Source organism: Paraburkholderia sp. BR14312 (assembly GCF_040948675.1).
Classification (GTDB): domain Bacteria; phylum Pseudomonadota; class Gammaproteobacteria; order Burkholderiales; family Burkholderiaceae; genus Paraburkholderia; species Paraburkholderia nodosa_A.
On record NZ_JBFPKI010000009.1, the window covers coordinates 293,878 to 310,805 of the forward strand.

The following is a 16,928-nucleotide window of genomic DNA, read 5'->3' on the forward strand; positions in this document are numbered from 1 at the left end:
CAAACAGGAGACGCCGAAATGACACAACAGGTCGAACACGCTGCGCTGACTTCAGTGCGGCCGGATCTGCCGTACGTCGAACTCACGGGATTCGAAGTCCTCAGCGAGGAAGAACGCAACATCCAGCAAGCGATGCACAAGTTTGCACGAGATGTAATGCGGCCTACGGCGATTGCCATCGACAAGCTGAGCGCCGAGGATGCGATTGCACCGAGCTCTCCCTACTGGGACTTTATCAAGACCGCAGCTTCAGCCGGGATCAGTTTCGACACCGACGCTGATGATGTGCCGCCCCAAGCACTGGCCCGGCTACAAGCTATCGTAATCGAAGAATTCGGGTGGGGTGACGTGGGACTAACGGTATCGCTCGCCGCAGCCGCGTTCCCGAACATGATCGCCAAGCGGGCCGCCAACCAGGAACTCATCGATCTGACTGCAAACAAGCTCGGATGCTGGATCGCGACCCAGCCAGATCGCGGTTCCGACGGCACAATGCTCTACCCAGGCGAACGGCACGCTACAGCACCGCAGGGCAACAAAGGCAATCTCACAGCGAAGGTCAGCGGTGGCGACATTGTGATCAATGGGCAGAGTTCTGCCTGGGTCTCAAACGGTTCTGTAGCGCAGGTTGCAATCTTGACGATCGTGGCCGACTACGGTAACGGGTTCTTCGACGAAGAAGGGCATCCGCATGGTATCGAGGTAATTGTTCCTTTGGACCTTCCAGGCGTGAGCCGCGGCAAGCCGCTTGAAAAGCTCGGCCAGCGGGCGTTACCGCAAGGCGAGATCTACTTCGACAACGTCAAGGTGCCCCTGCGCTACGCAGTGTCCTCAGGGGAGCAATATTGGCGCGGTCATGCAAATACGTGGTCGACAGCGGGCGTTGGCATGGGCCAGATGGCAACCGGCATGGCGAGGGCTGCATTCGAAGTGGCGCTCGCCTATGTGCACGAGCGGCGCCAGGGTGGCGCACTTCTCAGCGACCATCAAATGGTCCAGTACCGGCTCGGTGCCATGGCGCGGAAAGTCGAAACCATTCGCGCGGTGGCCAGGCGTGCCACTGAATACACCCTGCTCTCGCCGGCTAAACATCCGTACTTTACCGGCGCGTCGAAGGTTACGTGTACCGACCTCGCGTTCGAAGTCGTAGACGAGGCCCTGCAGCTGTTCGGCGGTTATGGATTGACCCGTGAATACCCGCTAGAGAAGCTCTTCCGGGACGCCAGGGCTGCTCGGATCGAGGACGGCGAGAATCATCTTCTAAACATGAAGTTTGGCTACCTGAATTCCCTGCTCTACCGCAGCGATCGAATCGGGTTGTGAACTAGGAACTTGTATGGCTATCACAGATTTCTTCGACCGCGGGTGGCGGGCCAACCCCGAGAAGATCGCCTTCATCGCTGGCGATCGCACCTTCACGTACAGGCACATCGGCGAGCTGTCCTGCCGCGTCGGCAATGCCCTACTCGGCCGCGGTATCGAGCGCGATGCCAAGGGCGCAGTGCTGGCAAGTAACGACCCTGAGGCGTGGGGTTGTGTGCTTGGACTGTGGCGCGCGGGGCTCGCCTGGGTCCCGGTCAATCCGGCGAATCCGCCAGAGGAGACCCAGCGGCTGCTGGACGGCTTTGACTGCGAAGTACTGTTCTGTCACGAGCAGTTCCTGCCGCTTGTGCATGAAATTCGTGCTGACCTGAAAAAACTGCACACCGTGATCTGTCTGGGCGACAACGTCGAAGCTGCATCTGCAGCGGGTGCCGTTACGCTCGAATCGTTCCTTGCAAACGCGCCAGCCTCCCTTCCGGACTTTGTCCCGGAACAGGGCTCCCTCGCCGGCGTGATGCCGACCGGGGGAACGACGGGCGCACCGAAGGGTGCGATGAACACTCACCGAAGTTTGTCCGTCAGCGCACTGCACCAGATGTTTGCGGCGCCATACTCTTCGGACGAGCCGATCGTGAATCTTGTCGCCGCTCCGATGACACACGCCGCCGGCACGCTTACCCTGCCATGTACCGCGCGCGCAGGGACGATTGTGGTGATGAATCGAATGGACCTGCATCACCTGCTTGATCTGATCGAAAAACACCGTGTTACGGAACTCTATCTGCCGCCCACGGTAATTTATCGACTTCTCGAAATTCCCGGGATCGAAAAACGCAACTTCTCGTCGCTAAAATACTTCATCTACGGCGCAGCTCCGATGTCAACGGAGAAGTTGCGTCGCGCGATCGAAGTCTTCGGACCGGTGATGTTTCAGGGATACGGTCAAGCTGAAGCTCCCTCCGCCATTGCATTCATGCGTCCCGAAGACCACTTCCGCAACGGTGAAATTGCCGACGACGCGCGGCTGTCGGCCGCCGGGCGGCCTGCGCCGCTCGTGCGTGTCGAAATCCTCGACGACAATGGGAAAATTCTTCCCATCGGCGCGGCAGGTGAGATCTGCGTTCGTGGCGATCTGCTGATGGCAGGTTACTACAAGGCCCCGGACAAGACCGCTGAAACAATCATTGATGGCTGGCTCCACACCGGCGACATCGGTTATCTCGACTCAGAAGGCTTCCTTCATATTACCGACCGCAAGAAGGACATGATCATAAGCGGCGGATTCAACGTCTACCCGAGCGAGGTTGAGCAGGTCATCTGGACCCACCCGGCGGTGCAGGATTGCGCCGTGATCGGCATTCCGCACGCAGACTGGGGCGAAGCAGTCACGGCTGTGATCGAACTGAACCAGGGCGAACAAGCGACCGAGGACGAGATCATTGCCTATTGTCGCCCTAAGCTCGGTGGAATCAAAACCCCCAAGCGCGTCGTGTTCGTCGATGCCCTTCCCCGAAGCCCCAACGGCAAGGTCCTAAAAAAGGATGTGCGCGCGCCTTTCTGGCGGGACGAGCAGCGCAAAATCTGACGTTCACATGGGGACGTAGAAGTTCGGCCGGTCGGCATACTCCGACCGGTCTTTTCAAACTCAATAACGATTATCTTTATTCGCATAACGAAATAAAAAGTGGATGCCTAGCCCATCTTTCGTTAGCGATGGCAGAGAGGAGACATTGAATGGACAAGAACCGTCCTTTGGTTACACCGACAGACGTCAGGCGGATGCCAAACTGCGTCAAAGTATTGTGTCGTGCTGCAGCAATGCGTGGCAATGCGGAGGTGCACGGCCATGTTCAGTAATCTCGTCGTGGCCATCACTGGTGCGGGGTCGGGCATTGGCCGCGCGCTGGCTATCGAACTCGCTCGCAAGGGCGCTCGTCTCGCACTGTCAGATGTGAGCGAGCAGAGTCTAGCGAAAACCGTCGAGCTATTGCCGGTCGCCACCTCGTCACGCTCCTACTTACTCGACGTATCAAGTCGCGATGCAATGTTTCGGCATGCTGACGAAGTAGCCAGTGACTTCGGGCAGGTCGACTTTGTGATCAACAACGCCGGAACCTCGGTGCTGGCCTCAGTCGAACACGCCACGATAGAGGAGTTCGAGAAGGTAATCGGAATCAACCTGTGGGGTGTGATCTACGGCACCAAAGCCTTCTTGCCAAAAATGCTGGCCCGGCGCCAAGGCTGCATCGTAAATATATCGAGTGTTTTCGGGCTAGTGGCAACACCCTGCTCGGCTGCATACACGATCTCCAAGTTCGGCGTTCGAGGACTAACAGAAACACTGTGGCAGGAATTGGAGGGCACCGGCGTGCGAGCCGTACTCGTGCACCCGGGTGGCATCAACACCAATATCAGCAACGTTCCGAAAGCCGAACACGAGACGGATTTTGAGCGTCGCCTACTGGATGCCAACAAACGGCAGATGACGACAACACCCGAGCAGTGTGCACGCGAGATTGTGGCGGGACTGCTACGCGGCGACAAACGGCTGCTGGTCGGCAATGGCGCGCGCTCCCTGCAATGGATTGCTCGTCTGTTTCCCGACAGCTATGGCGCACTCGTGCGCAGAAAGTTGGGGGTTTAACCCGGCCCGACCCGGCGTTACGTCGCGGCAACGTCCTGGTTACCGGCCCGCAAATCGCCACGCCAACCCGTTCTAGCACGAGCGCGTCGCGGAGCACTGCGGCGGCCTTACTGTCCCACGGTTCCGCGAAGGCCGCCCCTCCCAATATGGCCTCGCTGAACTGTCGGAAGCTGTAGTTCGACCACAACGTTTAGAAAAAAACGACAACGGAGACAATTATGTGGAAGTGGAAATACGCAACAACGGCATGCCTGTCAGGCTTGACGCTGATTGCTGGATCTGTCGACAGCGCTCACGCACAGGCGGCTGGCGACAACGTCGTCAGTCTTGGCTGGGCGCATGTGGCGCCACAAACCGGTAGCGGTCCGCTGACGGTAACAAGCGTCGGCGGAACGCCTGTCAACATGCCGATTCCGGGTTCAGGGGCTGGTGCCCGAAGCGCAGACTTACCCGCCTTCATCTTCGAACACTACATTACCGATCAAATTGGCGTTGCGTTTTTGGGTGGCTGGCCCGGTCGAATGCAGCTAGAGGGGCGGGGCGTGATGGATAGCTATGGCGTTCTGGGCGATACGCGGACGTGGGCTCCCGAGGTGGTATTGCGTTACCACTTTGGTCAGCCCGACAGTCGATTCAGGCCCTTCGTCGGCGTCGGCGTCAATTACACGTGGTTCACTGACACGCGTGTCACGAACTCCGATTTTGTCGAGCAATCCTTCGGTCCCGGTGGAACTGCGACCGCACATGCCTCCAGTTCATGGAACCCGGTGGTACAGGCTGGCCTGGACTATCAGATATCCAAGCGCTGGTCTGTGGACATGCTGGTTGCATATATCCCTACCGACACCAATGTGACGCTGACAGGGAAAACGGCAGGCGGAACAGAGATTGTCAGTCATGCGAAAGTCAGGCTTCATCCAATCGTGACTTTCCTCGGTATCTCGTACAAGTTTTAACGGTCGAAGGCGCTGCCTGAGCTCCGACGGTATTCGGACGGAGCATTCGAACTCCGTTCTGGCGAACTGTAGCAGACGCGGCGCTCATTCCAGCCGTCCATGAGTTCGCGACGCGATCCGTCCCACTGGGTGAGGCAGAAGAGGTCGCAGAGGTCGTGCTCTTTCTCTGCTCTAGTGAGTCATCGTATGTGCAAGCTACCGAACTCTATGTTGACGGTGGGGTCACCGGTGCGATGATGGGGGCTCCCGCCTATCGCCAAGGTTAGCCTATCTGCTCTCACTATGGTGTGACACCTCTTTGGTCCGCACCACTTTGACGCTGCTCAATCGCTAACCCGTAACTCCGCCGAACCTCTGAAGATGGATCGCAGCAGGCTCGAGTTCCGTCCGCTCGTCGCGAAATGCATCGCAACCCGTCGGGATATCAGGTTCTCACAGCAGAGTGAGCCGGCGGTGTCGGCTGAATCGACACGTCTAGATCGTCTCTCGCATTCGGCGCAGCTATAGGGGAAGTCTGGTTGTTAGCGTCGGGTGCACGTCAACCTATTGTGGGGCGGCGCTGAGTGCTCTCCATACAACCTTCGTCGCTGCACGAAGCGCTTCAATGTCGGCCGAGCTTCCGCGTACTGGGCGAACGAGGACAATCAGTCCCGCCATATGTGAATAAAGCAGACGACCGCGAAGCGCGCATTCTTGAGGCGTAAGCGACGGGTTGATGTTCCCTACCAGGCTCGCAAATGTTTCCTGAAACTGACGGTTAAACCTAGCCACCAGGGCCCGGGCAAACTCTTCGCGCTCGCCCATGCTCCATCCTTCGAGACAAAACGGGGCAATGTGGGTACCAGGTTTGGTCAACTCATCAAAGGCGACGTCCACTATGGCGTCGAGCCGAACCTCAGGCGACCGTTCATCGTCCTTGACCAAACTTTGATACAGCGTCAGGTATCGCGTCGCGACCTCTTCCATCGCCGCCCGCAACAAGTCTTCCCTGCTCGGGAAGTAGTGCTGCAAAGTGGCCAGGTGAATACCTACCTCACTGGCAACGCGCCGGAGAGCGAAACCGACGTTACCGTACTTTGCGAGTACATCGATCGCCGCCTCGAGGATTTCCGGAGTTCGCGTTGTCCTGTTACCGCGGCGCTTCGGCTCGTCGGGCTCCACTTTCCTGCCAGCCAAGTTGATCGCGACCTGTTTCACTTATGAACACTCCTAGCTGATTGCCAGTTGTCCGGGTACGGCGGTCGACGCAGCTGCACCGCCGAGCGATGACTGCCTTGATGGGGCACGACCCACGGCGTACCACGGTTGATTACCGCCCTCAATAGGGAGATCCGTCACTGCTCCGTGCTCAGATAATAACGTCAAACGACCAATAATTACCAGACAACCGACCGGTTCTCAATCTACACGTCCGAAATACTACCAATAGACAGACAAGTCCGTAGTTTCCCGGTTGCCGAGAATCTTGATTTATTGGTCGCATGACTGTATAAATCAGTCATGCGACCAATGTTAGAGATTGCCTGACGCCGACCTTCCATCGGCCACGCATTTCTCCGTCGCGCACGTTGGTGACGCAGCCAACCCCGTTCCACGTTCGATAAGACACAGTCGAGGACGGGCGACGTTGGTAGTCGCGCCTGTGAATGCTTGATGTATCCATGGAGGTCGCGATGAGCCTCAGCGAGAAATCCTTGCGTAACCTGATCGACAAGTGGCTTGCGCCAACTCCGGCATCACCGGTACATCTAACGCGGTCGCGTTTGAGCAATACGGCTTCGGGAGAAGCGCGTTGCGTCTTCGCGAGGTCTTCCAGACTGACTGGGACTGTGCCGCTCGAAATTATGTTCTTCAGACACGATGACGGCCGTTGGTATGTATATCCTCCTGCGACCAAACGGCCGTCAATGCGCACCGGCTGATTTTGCTCTAGAGGCAATTGCGACCGCCGGGACGCATCTCACGTTCGTCAACATTCGTCCGTATCCGCTTCCCTTCTGCGTCGCTGAATCGTCGTGCGATTTTTAACGATAGTGTCCAGAAGCACGCGCCATGCGTATGGAATAAACCCATGCATCATAGAAGCGTGTGTCAACGGTCTACTGACGGTCTCGACAATTTCTTGCCATTCATCTGAATTTTCAGGCAGACATCTGTATGTCAGCTGAGCCCACGAAAACGGCCACAGAGGTTACGCCGCGTCGAAGGGCCCCTCAGGGTGATCAGGGTCATCGAGTCGACGGAGCGGCCCCTAGCAGCATCGCGATAGGGAAACCCGTCACAGAGCCTCGTCCCACGACGCTTCCCGCAGCTCAAGTGATGTTTGCAAGACCGGCGCTTCACAAACTGCCGCTTCATGTAACGGAGTTTATTTATCTGAGCCCCTCGGTCTCCAAGCTTGCCGCCCGCTACCGCGCCGGCTTTTTTCTGCCTGGCGTCAATCACGAATCAGGTACCTGTCGCGATTTTTCACGTCCTTGATCCAGTGGGGCGCACGCCCCCTGCCAGACCAGGTTGCGCCCGTCTTCGGGTCGCGATATTTGGGAGCCACGACAAAGATATCGGACCAGGCCGTAAGGCCCATATGGCGGAAGGCAGCCAGAGTCGAACTGACCCGGGAGCGGCTGACGCCCCCAACCGGGTTTGAAGCCCGGCCGTACCACCGGATACGAATGCCTTCCTTCGTGAAACCCAACCACCTGCAACCACACGCACATATCGATGTGCCTACAACCATTCGCGCATCCGGCTGTCGTGCCGTAGCAGATGCGTATCGCGCTGAAAGCGAGTATATCCAACGCGGTCGAAGTACTCCAGAATCTGGATCGCACGTTTGCGGCCCAATGCCGTGGCGTCGCGAAACGCCGCGGCGTTGACCGCACCGCCCTGCTCCGCGGCAATCTGTGCGACGGCACGCGCGAGCGTCTGCACCATGTCGCGATCGTAGAAGAGATCGCGCACGACCTGATACACCATACCCAGGCGCGCAAGCTTGCGCAGCAGCGCACGCACCTTCTCTTCCGGCTGCCGCGTCTCACGCGCGAGATCCCGCACCCACGGCGGATCGAAACGCCCTTGTGCGAGCAGCGGCATGAGGCGCGCGGCGAGCGCTTCGTCTTCGGCGTCGAGCGTCACCGCGTGTGACGGCAGATGCAGCCACGGCCCGCTGCGTGCCACGCGCCCCTCGCGCTCGAGCGCTTCGATCGCGGCGCGCCACACCGCATCGCTCACGAGCGGCGCCGCCATGCGGCGCAACCGTGCCGCGTCCGGCCCCTGCTCATCGGGCGAGCGCGCATGAAACTCGGCGAGCGCCTCGACAATGCGTTCGGTGAGCCTCGACCAGTGCGCGTGTGCGATCACCGCGCCTTCGTCGTCGCGTCCTTGCGGTACGATGGAAATCGCATCGGCGGGCAAAGCGAGCGCAGCGTCGTCGTAACCGGTCAACTGCGTCAACGTCGCGCGCGCAATGCCACGCGGCGCTTCTTCGATCAGCGGCGCCAGGCTCGCTTCGTCGAGCCATGTGCGCAACGCGTCGAGCCAGGCACGCCGTTCTGGCGTCCGGCGCCGCCGCGACGGACCGAATGGATCGAGCACACGCCCGCCACCTATGGTGTGGTTTGCCTGCGCGTTGCGGACAATGAAGCGGTCCCCCGGCAACGCGTGCAACGGCACTTCGAAGACGAGCTGCACTCGGGCAGCCGCGCCCGGCGCGAGCGTTTCGCCTTCGAGCAACGCAACGTTCGCCACGCGATGCGTCGTGCCGAGATGCACATGCAGCGGCGACCAGTGCTGCAACGTGATACCCGCGTCGTCGAGCAACTGCAGTTCGACATCGAGACGCACGGCCGGCTCGGCCAGCCGCGCATCGACGATCCAGTCGCCGCGCTCAATTTGCTCTTTGTCGATGCCCGCGAGATTGAGCGCGCAACGCTGGCCGGCGTGGCCCGCATCGCCGGCCTGTACCGCTCGGTTCTGCGCATGCAGACCACGCACGCGCACAGGCGTGCCGGCAGGTGCGAGCACGAGCGCGTCGCCCGCCTGTACGCGCCCGGCGAATACGGTACCCGTCACCACCGTCCCCTGGCCCGTCAGCGTAAATACGCGATCCACGGCGAGGCGAAAGAGTCCATCGTCTCGTCGCGCCCGCCATGTACTCGCGCGCTCGCGCAACCAGGCGTCGAGGCGCGCCACGCCTTCGTCATGCGGCTGCGTGGCATTGGTCTCGAATACGGGTGCGTCCGCAAGCATCGTGTCAGCAAGCCACGCGGCGATTTCGGCACGCACGGCGTCGAGTTGCGCCGCATCCACGCGATCGCACCTGGTCAGCGCGATGGCGCCTTGCTGCACGCCCAGCAGTTGCAGAATGGCGAGATGCTCGCGCGTTTGCGGCATCACGCCGTCGTCGGCCGCAATCACGAGCAGCGCCAAGTCGATGCCGCACGCACCAGCCGCCATCGTATGGACGAGCTTCTCGTGGCCGGGCACGTCGATGAAGCCCAGCACGTCGCCGTTGGCGAGCGGCAGGTACGCATAACCCAGTTCGATCGAAATGCCGCGCGCCTTCTCTTCTTTCAGGCGGTCGGTATCGACGCCGGTCAACGCGCGGACCAGCGTGGTCTTGCCGTGGTCGATGTGACCCGCCGTGCCGACGATCACAGACGCAGCTCCGCGAGTTGCGCCACGAACGCCTCTTCGTCCGCGTGTTCGAGGCAGCGCAGGTCCAGGCGCAGGGCGTCGTCGGCAATACGGCCGATCACGGGACGCGGCAGTTCGCGCAAGGCGCGTTCGAGCCTGAGCAGCGCACGGCCACTGCCGCCCTTCCCCGCATGGCGCACGACGAGCCCGCTGCTCGGCAGCACGTCTACGGGCAGTGCGCCGCTACCGATCTGGCTGAACATCGGCTCGACGCTCGCCGCATACGCTTCGCCTATGGCGCGCTGAAACGGGGGCAGCGCGCGCTGCGCGGCCTCTTGCATTTGCAGGGCGGGCCGCGTGAGCAGGCGCAGCGTAGTGAGCCGTTCCTGCAGGAATTCGGGCGCTCGATAGAGCCGCAATACGGGCTCGAGCGCAGCGAGCGTGAGCTTGCCGACCCGCAACGCGCGCTTGAGCGGGTGCTTCTTGATCTTCGCAATCAATTCCTTGCGACCGACGATCAGTCCCGCCTGCGGGCCGCCCAGCAGCTTGTCGCCGCTGAAGGTAACGAGGTCCGCGCCCGCTTCCACGGTCGCGCGCACCGTAGGCTCGGCCGGCAAGCCCCACTGCGCGAGATCGACGAGCGTTCCGCTGCCCAGATCGACCGCTACGGGCAGGCTGTGCTGACGCGCCAGCGGCGCGAGTTCATCGAGTTCGACACTCTTTGTAAAGCCACTGATCGCGTAGTTGCTGCAATGGACTTTCATCAGGAGCGCGGTGTGCGCGTTGATCGCCGCTTCGTAATCCTTGAGATGCGTTCGGTTCGTCGTGCCGATCTCGCGTAAGCGTGCGCCCGCCCGGCTCATGATGTCGGGAATGCGAAATGCCCCGCCGATCTCGACCAGTTCGCCGCGCGAAACGACGACCTCCTTCCGATTGGCGAGTGCGCTCAACAGCAGCAACACGGCCGCCGCGTTGTTGTTCACGACGGTCGCGGCTTCTGCCCCCGTCAGTTCGCAGATCAGCGAGTCGATGAGGTCGTCGCGGTCACCGCGCTTGCCGCTCGCGAGATCGAATTCGAGGTTTGCGGGTTGCGTGAGCGCCTGCACCACCGCTTTCACGGCCTCGTCGGGCAGCAGCGCGCGGCCGAGATTCGTGTGCAGCACCGTGCCCGTGAGATTGAAGACGGAACGCAGGCGGCTTTGCGCGCGTTCGGCCAACCGTTGCGTGGTCGCCTCGATCACGCGTTCCAATGAAAATGGTTCGGCATCCTTGTTTTCATGCGCCAGAACGCCAGCTCGCACATCGCGACGCCAGCCGTCCTGCGTGGCGCGAATCGCGTCGATCACCTGGGTGCGTCCGTACTGAGCGATCAGCGGCTGCGCTTGCTCCGAGGCAATCACGCGCTCGACCGCCGGCATTTTCGCGAGCAGCACATGCAGGGCGTGCGCATCGTGCTCCGCTGCTTGTCCCACGGCTTCACTCATGGCGTGCGCGGCTCCTTACTGGTCGCCCGGCACTTCGGGCCATAGCAACGGATTCGGGCTCGCGCGACGGTAGCCCGCGTCGCTCATCAGCAGATCGAGCGTGAGGCTCGCCAGGTCGTCCGCGAGCGGCTCGAAATCGAGGTCCTTCTCCTGATAGCCGATCTTGCGGTACGTATGGCATTCGTCGCACGATTCGGCCTTGAGTGCGGCATTGCTGCCTTCGATGCCGTGATACGCAATGCCCTTGGTCGAATCGCAGTTCGTGCACTTCACGCGCACCACGTGAGCCTCGGTGCCGCAGAGGCCGCACTGCGCAAACCGGTAGCCCTGATACACGCCGCCAATGCGCACGATGCTGGCAACGGGCGGCGATCCGCACACGGGACAGACGCCTGGCGCATCGACATAAGGCACGTCGCGTACGTCGATGCGGCTCGCGAGGTCGGTCCACACCACCTGCAGCGCGGCCATGATGAACGGCGCGGTGGCGGGCGCGACTTCGGTGTAGCGCTGGGCGAGAACCGCATCGGCCTGGGCATCGAGTTGCCCTTCGTTCATGGCGCGCAGGTCGCCCAGCACCTTCGCGAGCGCAGGCGCAACCGCTCCTGCCGCTTCGACCCGATCGGCAAGGCGCAATAGCACGGCGCGCCATTGCGGATCACGCTCGCCCGAAAGCGCCGGCAGGATCGGCATGGAGTGATGCTGCGCGTTCGTAATCGCTTCGCGCGAAGGCATGGAGGCGCTGCAATGTTCTAGCGCCTCCTGCTGCGCATCGACGAGCGCCGCCATGAGCCGCACGTAGCCGCCAATGGGATTGTGGTCCGCAAGATGCCGCAGGCGCACGGCGCGCGTGCTGAAAAAGGCGACCCGTTCGGGCAGACGAATGCGCGGAATGGCCGAAGGATCGAGCGATTCGATTTGCTGCGGGTCGAGAATGCGTTGCGTCACGACGGGTCGACTCCAGAACGGCTTCACGAAGAAAAAACCGCCGTGCCCTCGCGGGCGCCGGCGGTTTGCCGCTCGCGCCGCCACTGCCTTCGCCAAACGGCGCGGCAGGCGGCGCGCAGCCTGTGCGTTACTTGATGCTCTCGCGGAACCAGCGCGGATGATGCTTTCTCGCCCAGCCCCAGGTGACGTAACCGCGCGTCATCGCGCCGATCGACCCCTTCACCCATATGGCTGCATAAATATGAATGATGATGCCGCAGATCAACACGAATGCCGCTACCGCATGCACCAACGCTGAGAGCCGGATAATTTCGATCGGAAAGTAGACCGAAAAATATCGCCGCCAGATCACGATGCCGCTCAAGAGCAACAGCACGAGGCAAACCACCATCACAAAGAATAACAGCTTCTGGCCCGCATTGTAGCGACCGATCTCGGGCAGCCTGTCTTCGCGGTTGTTGAGCACGTCGCCCATCTGTTTCATCCACTGGATGTCGTCCTTGTCCAGATAGTTGTGATGCCAGAAGCGCAGCGCAAGGATCAGGAACGAGACGAACATCACCACGCCGATGAACGGGTGCAGAATGCGCGTCCACTGGCCACCGCCGAGTACCGCGTACAAAAATGCCATGGCCGGGTGAAACATCGCGAGGCCCGAGAGCGCAAGCAGGATGAAGCAGATTGCGGTGATCCAGTGGTTGCTGCGCTCGTTGGGCGTATAGCGCTCGATCAGTTGCGGTTCATCGTCTTTCATCGCCGCGCTCCTCCGGTGGTTCGCCACGCATGCGCCGCGCCTCTTCGCGCGCCGCGGCTTCGTCTTCAGCCGTCACTTCGTTCGGGCCGACCCGCGTGTAATGGAAGAAACCGGCCAGTGCGGTGAACGCCATGATGGCGAGCCCAATCGGCTTGGCCACGCCCTTCCAGATCCGCACCATCGGGCTGATGTGCGGATCCTGGGGCAGTCCGGCATAGAGCGACGGCCGGTCCGCGTGATGCAGCACGTACATCACGTGCGTGCCGCTCACGCCCGGCGGATCATAAAGCCCGGCGTTCTCGAAGCCGCGCTCCTTGAGGTCCACGATGCGCTCGGCCGCGTGCTGCTTCATGTCTTCTTTGGTGCCGAAAACGATCGCACCGGTCGGGCAGGTCTTCACGCACGCGGGCTCCTGCCCCACGGCCACGCGGTCCGAGCAGAGCGTGCATTTGTAGACGCGGCGTTCGCTCGACATGCGAGGAATATTGAACGGGCAGCCGGTAATGCAATTGCCGCAGCCGATGCAGTTTTCCTGGTGGAAGTCGACGATGCCATTTGTATATTGCACGATCGCGCCCGGCGAGGGACACGCCTTCAAACAGCCCGGGTCCTCGCAATGCATGCAGCCGTCCTTGCGGATCAGCCATTCGAGGTTGCCCTGCGAGTTCTCGTATTCCGTGAAGCGCATCACGGTCCACGAGTGCTCGGTCAGATCGTGCGGATTGTCGTAGACGCCCGTATTGATACCGATTTCGTCACGCAGATCGTTCCACTCCATGCACGCGGTCTGACACGCCTTGCAGCCGATGCATTTGGAAACGTCGATGAGCTTCGCGACCGTGCCAGTCACCGGCTCGCGCACGCCGGGTGGCTCCGAGGTAGTCGCGGAGAGGCGTTTGACGTCAAGTGATTGCCATGCCATGTCGTCGCCCCCTTATGCCTTTTCGACCTTCACGAGGAACGACTTGAACTCGGGCGTCTGCGAATTGCCGTCGCCCACGGGTGGCGTGAGTGTATTCGTCAGATAGCCCGGGTGCGTGAGCCCCTTGAAGCCCCAGTGCAGCGGTACGCCAACCTGATGCACGGTCTTGCCCTCGATGGTCAACGGCTTGATGCGCTTGGTGACGACCGCCACCGCGATCAGATAGCCGCGATTGCTCGACACCTTCACGCGCTCGCCCGCCACCACGCCCACCTCCTTCGCGAGCGCCTCGCCGATCTCGACGAACTGCTGCGGCTGAATGATCGCGTTCAGCCGAGCGTGCTTCGTCCAGAAGTGGAAGTGCTCGGTGAGCCGGTACGTGGTCGCCACATGCGGGAACTGCTGCGCGGTTCCAAACGTCTTGCGGTCGTCGGGGAACACGCGCGCCGCCGGATTGCTCGTGGCGAGCGGGTTGTTCGGGTGGAACGGGTTATAGCCGAGCGGATTCTCGAACGGTTCGTAATGCTCAGGGAACGGACCTTCGTTCATGCCGTCGCGGGCGAAGAAACGCGCCACGCCCTCGGGGTTCATGATGAACGGCCCCATGCCCTGATCGGGTGCCTCATCGGCTTTGAAGTCGGGTATGTCCGCACCCCTCCATGCGCTGCCGTTCCAGGCAATCAGCTTGCGGGTGGGATCGAAGGGCTTGCCCGCCACGTCGCATGAGGCACGGTTGTACAGCACGCGCCGGTTCGCCGGCCACGCCCAGGCCCAGTTGAGCGTCTGCCCGATACCCGTGGGGTCGTCATTGTCGCGGCGACCCATCTGGTTGCCCGCCTGGGTCCACGCGCCGCAGAAAATCCAGCAGCCGCTCGCGGTCGTGCCATCGTCCTTCAACTGCGCGAACGCCGAGAGCTGCTCGCCCTTCTTCACGAGCACCTTGGTCGGATCTTTCGCGTCGGTCTGGTCGGCGAGCGCGCGGCCGTTGTACTCCCTCGCCAGTTCCTCCGGCGTGGGGCTCGCGGGATCCGAATACGGCCAGTCGAGCTTGACTATCGGATCGGGCAGCTTGCCGCCGTCCTTCTGATACGCGGCGCGTACGCGCAGGAACAGGCCCGACATGATCTCGAGGTCGCTCTTCGCCTCGCCCGGCGGCTCCGCACCCTTCCAGTGCCACTGGAGCACGCGGCTCGAACTCACGAGCGAGCCGTTTTCTTCCGCAAAGCACGTGGTGGGCAAACGGAACACTTCGGTCTGAATCGAAGTCGGATCGACATCGTTATAGTCGCCGTACTTCTTCCAGAACTCGGCAGTCTCGATGGCGAGCGGGTCCATGATCACGAGCCACTTGAGCTTGCTGAGCGCCGAGACGGTCTTGGCCTTGTTCGGGGAAGAAGCGAGGACGTTGAAGCCCTGGCAGATATAGCCGTTGACCTTGCCCTGATTCATCAGCTCGATGGTCTGCAGCAGGTCGTACGGCTTGTCGAGCTTGGGCAGCCAGTCGTAGCCCCAGTTGTTGTCCTTCGTCGCCGCGTCGCCCCACCACGATTTCATGAAGCTCACGAAGAACGCGCCGTAATGCTGCCAGTAACTGAGCTGGTTCGGCCGCATGGGCTGCGACGCGCGCTTCTTGATGTAGTCGTCGTAGTCCTGCTCCGCTTCGGACGGCAGCGTCATGTAACCCGTGAGCAGGTTCGACATGAGCCCGAGGTCCGTCAGCCCCTGGATGTTCGAGTGGCCGCGCAGCGCGTTCATGCCGCCGCCCGCAATGCCGATGTTGCCGAGCAGGAGCTGCACCATCGCGCCGGTGCGAATATTCTGCGAGCCGATCGAGTGATGGGTCCAGCCGAGCGCATACAGGATCGTGCCCGCGCGGCCCGGCACGGCGGTGGTCGCGAGCATTTCGCACACCTTGAGGAATTTGTCCTTCGGCGTGCCGCACACTTTCTCGACCATTTCCGGCGTGTAGCGCGAGTAATGCTGCTTGAGCAGCTGGTACACGCAGCGCGGATTCTGCAGCGTGTCGTCGGTCTTCACGAAGCCGTCGTCGCCGAGCTCGTAGTTCCACGACGACTTGTCCGGGTACGAATGCTTTTGCGGATCGTAGCCCGAAAAAATGCCGTCGTTGAACGCGTAGTCTTCGCGCACGATGAACGAGAAGTCCGTGTAGTTCTTCACGTACTCGTGCTGGATCTTGTCGTTGGTGAGTAAATAGTTGATCACCGCGCCGAGGAACGCGACGTCCGTGCCGGTGCGGATCGGCGCGTAGAAGTCTGCGACCGATGCGGTGCGCGTGAAGCGCGGATCCACCACGATGAGCCGTGCACCGCGGTGCGCCTTTGCCTCCGTGACCCACTTGAAGCCGCACGGATGCGCCTCGGCCGCATTGCCGCCCATCACCAGAATCACGTCCGCATTGCGAATGTCGACCCAATGGTTCGTCATCGCTCCACGGCCAAACGTCGGGGCAAGACCTGCCACCGTCGGGCCGTGTCAGACACGCGCCTGGTTGTCGAATGCGAGCAGGCCCATGCTGCGGGCCACTTTGTGCGTGAGATAGCCGACTTCGTTGCTGCCTGCCGATGCGGCCAGCATGCCCGTGGTCAACCAGCGGTTCACAGTCTTGCCGTCGGCGGTCTTCTCGACGAAGTTCGCGTCGCGATCTTCCTTCAACAGCTTCGCGATCCGGTCGAGCGCGTCATCCCACGAAATGCGCTTCCACTCGTTCGAGCCGGCCGCCCGGTACTCGGGATACTTGAGGCGGCTCTCGCTATGAATGAAATCGATCAGACTCGCGCCCTTCGGGCACAGCGTGCCGCGATTGACGGGGTGATCGGGATCGCCCTCGATATGGATGATGCTCGTCGTAGCATTCTTCGCGCCATCGCCGAGACCGTACATGAGGATCCCGCAGCCAACCGAGCAGTACGGGCAGGTATTGCGGGTTTCAGTGGTGCGCGCCAGTTTGTATTGTCGGACCTCGGCAAGTGCGTTGTCGGGCGCGAAACCCATCAACGCGAGGCTGGAACCCGCCAGCGATGTTGCCGTGACCTTGAGGAACTGGCGCCGGGACATCTGCAGCATGATTCGTCCTCGGCTTGATTGTGGGTTTTTTCAGTATAAGACGTTTTGGGAGACGGATCGCGCTGGATGCTCGCGAGCGTTACGCGCGTACAGCGCGAGCTCGCCCGGGAACCGCGCTTGCTAATATCGAATGGCGAATGAACCATCTTTGTGACGAAAACGAACCACTGAAGCACCA

At 61.3% G+C, this 16,928-nt stretch carries 12 protein-coding genes, 1 tRNA gene and 1 pseudogene; 5 read left to right on the forward strand and 9 right to left on the reverse strand.

Going from position 1 to position 16,928, the window contains the following annotated elements; genetic code table 11:
• The first annotated feature begins 18 nt into the window (after positions 1–18).
• The 5 genes from AB3X98_RS25790 to AB3X98_RS25810 all read left to right on the forward strand — a co-directional run bounded on the left by AB3X98_RS25790 (position 19) and on the right by AB3X98_RS25810 (position 5,189).
• Positions 19–1,323 (forward strand): acyl-CoA dehydrogenase family protein, encoded by a 1,305-nt coding sequence (locus AB3X98_RS25790; RefSeq protein ID WP_368602889.1) that lies wholly within the window; start codon positions 19–21, stop codon positions 1,321–1,323.
• Between the two features lie 13 nt (positions 1,324–1,336).
• Positions 1,337–2,908: an AMP-binding protein gene (locus AB3X98_RS25795; RefSeq protein WP_368602888.1), complete on the forward strand. Its 1,572-nt coding sequence runs from the start codon at positions 1,337–1,339 to the stop codon at positions 2,906–2,908.
• A gap of 261 nt (positions 2,909–3,169) precedes the next feature.
• The gene (locus tag AB3X98_RS25800; RefSeq protein WP_368602887.1) at positions 3,170–3,967 is read left to right on the forward strand and encodes an SDR family NAD(P)-dependent oxidoreductase; all 798 of its coding nucleotides are present in this window, start codon (positions 3,170–3,172) and stop codon (positions 3,965–3,967) included.
• Positions 3,968–4,185: 218 nt separating this feature from the next.
• A complete protein-coding gene (locus tag AB3X98_RS25805; protein ID WP_368602886.1) occupies positions 4,186–4,923 on the forward strand; it encodes an OmpW family protein in 738 nt (245 codons plus the stop codon).
• A gap of 44 nt (positions 4,924–4,967) precedes the next feature.
• Positions 4,968–5,189: an SDR family oxidoreductase gene (locus AB3X98_RS25810; RefSeq protein WP_368603055.1), complete on the forward strand. Its 222-nt coding sequence runs from the start codon at positions 4,968–4,970 to the stop codon at positions 5,187–5,189.
• Positions 5,190–5,466: 277 nt separating this feature from the next.
• Here AB3X98_RS25810 and AB3X98_RS25815 read toward each other — a convergent pair whose 3' ends face one another.
• The 9 genes and pseudogenes from AB3X98_RS25815 to fdnG all read right to left on the reverse strand — a co-directional run bounded on the left by AB3X98_RS25815 (position 5,467) and on the right by fdnG (position 16,750).
• Complete coding sequence (locus AB3X98_RS25815) at positions 5,467–6,120, reverse strand: TetR/AcrR family transcriptional regulator (protein ID WP_368602885.1); 654 nt, start codon at positions 6,118–6,120, stop codon at positions 5,467–5,469.
• 1,240 nt (positions 6,121–7,360) lie between these two features.
• Positions 7,361–7,471: pseudogene (locus AB3X98_RS25820) on the reverse strand (H-NS histone family protein); the annotation flags it as partial.
• Between the two features lie 37 nt (positions 7,472–7,508).
• Positions 7,509–7,604 (reverse strand) — tRNA-Sec (locus AB3X98_RS25825).
• 46 nt (positions 7,605–7,650) lie between these two features.
• Positions 7,651–9,579, reverse strand: a complete 1,929-nt coding sequence (selB, locus tag AB3X98_RS25830; protein ID WP_368602884.1) for a selenocysteine-specific translation elongation factor — start codon at positions 9,577–9,579, stop codon at positions 7,651–7,653.
• The gene (gene selA, locus AB3X98_RS25835) at positions 9,576–11,042 is read right to left on the reverse strand and encodes an L-seryl-tRNA(Sec) selenium transferase (protein WP_368602883.1); all 1,467 of its coding nucleotides are present in this window, start codon (positions 11,040–11,042) and stop codon (positions 9,576–9,578) included. Before selA ends, selB begins: the two co-directional genes overlap by 4 nt.
• A gap of 15 nt (positions 11,043–11,057) precedes the next feature.
• Complete coding sequence (fdhE, locus tag AB3X98_RS25840) at positions 11,058–11,990, reverse strand: formate dehydrogenase accessory protein FdhE (protein ID WP_368602882.1); 933 nt, start codon at positions 11,988–11,990, stop codon at positions 11,058–11,060.
• Between the two features lie 127 nt (positions 11,991–12,117).
• The gene (locus AB3X98_RS25845; protein WP_069266254.1) at positions 12,118–12,744 is read right to left on the reverse strand and encodes a formate dehydrogenase subunit gamma; all 627 of its coding nucleotides are present in this window, start codon (positions 12,742–12,744) and stop codon (positions 12,118–12,120) included.
• Positions 12,731–13,666: a formate dehydrogenase subunit beta gene (gene fdxH, locus AB3X98_RS25850; protein WP_368602881.1), complete on the reverse strand. Its 936-nt coding sequence runs from the start codon at positions 13,664–13,666 to the stop codon at positions 12,731–12,733. The genes AB3X98_RS25845 and fdxH overlap by 14 nt, the downstream gene beginning before the upstream one ends.
• Before the next feature lie 12 nt (positions 13,667–13,678).
• Entirely contained in the window at positions 13,679–16,750 is a 3,072-nt protein-coding gene (gene fdnG / locus AB3X98_RS25855) for a formate dehydrogenase-N subunit alpha (protein WP_342946436.1), read from the reverse strand.
• Positions 16,751–16,928: the final 178 nt, after the last annotated feature.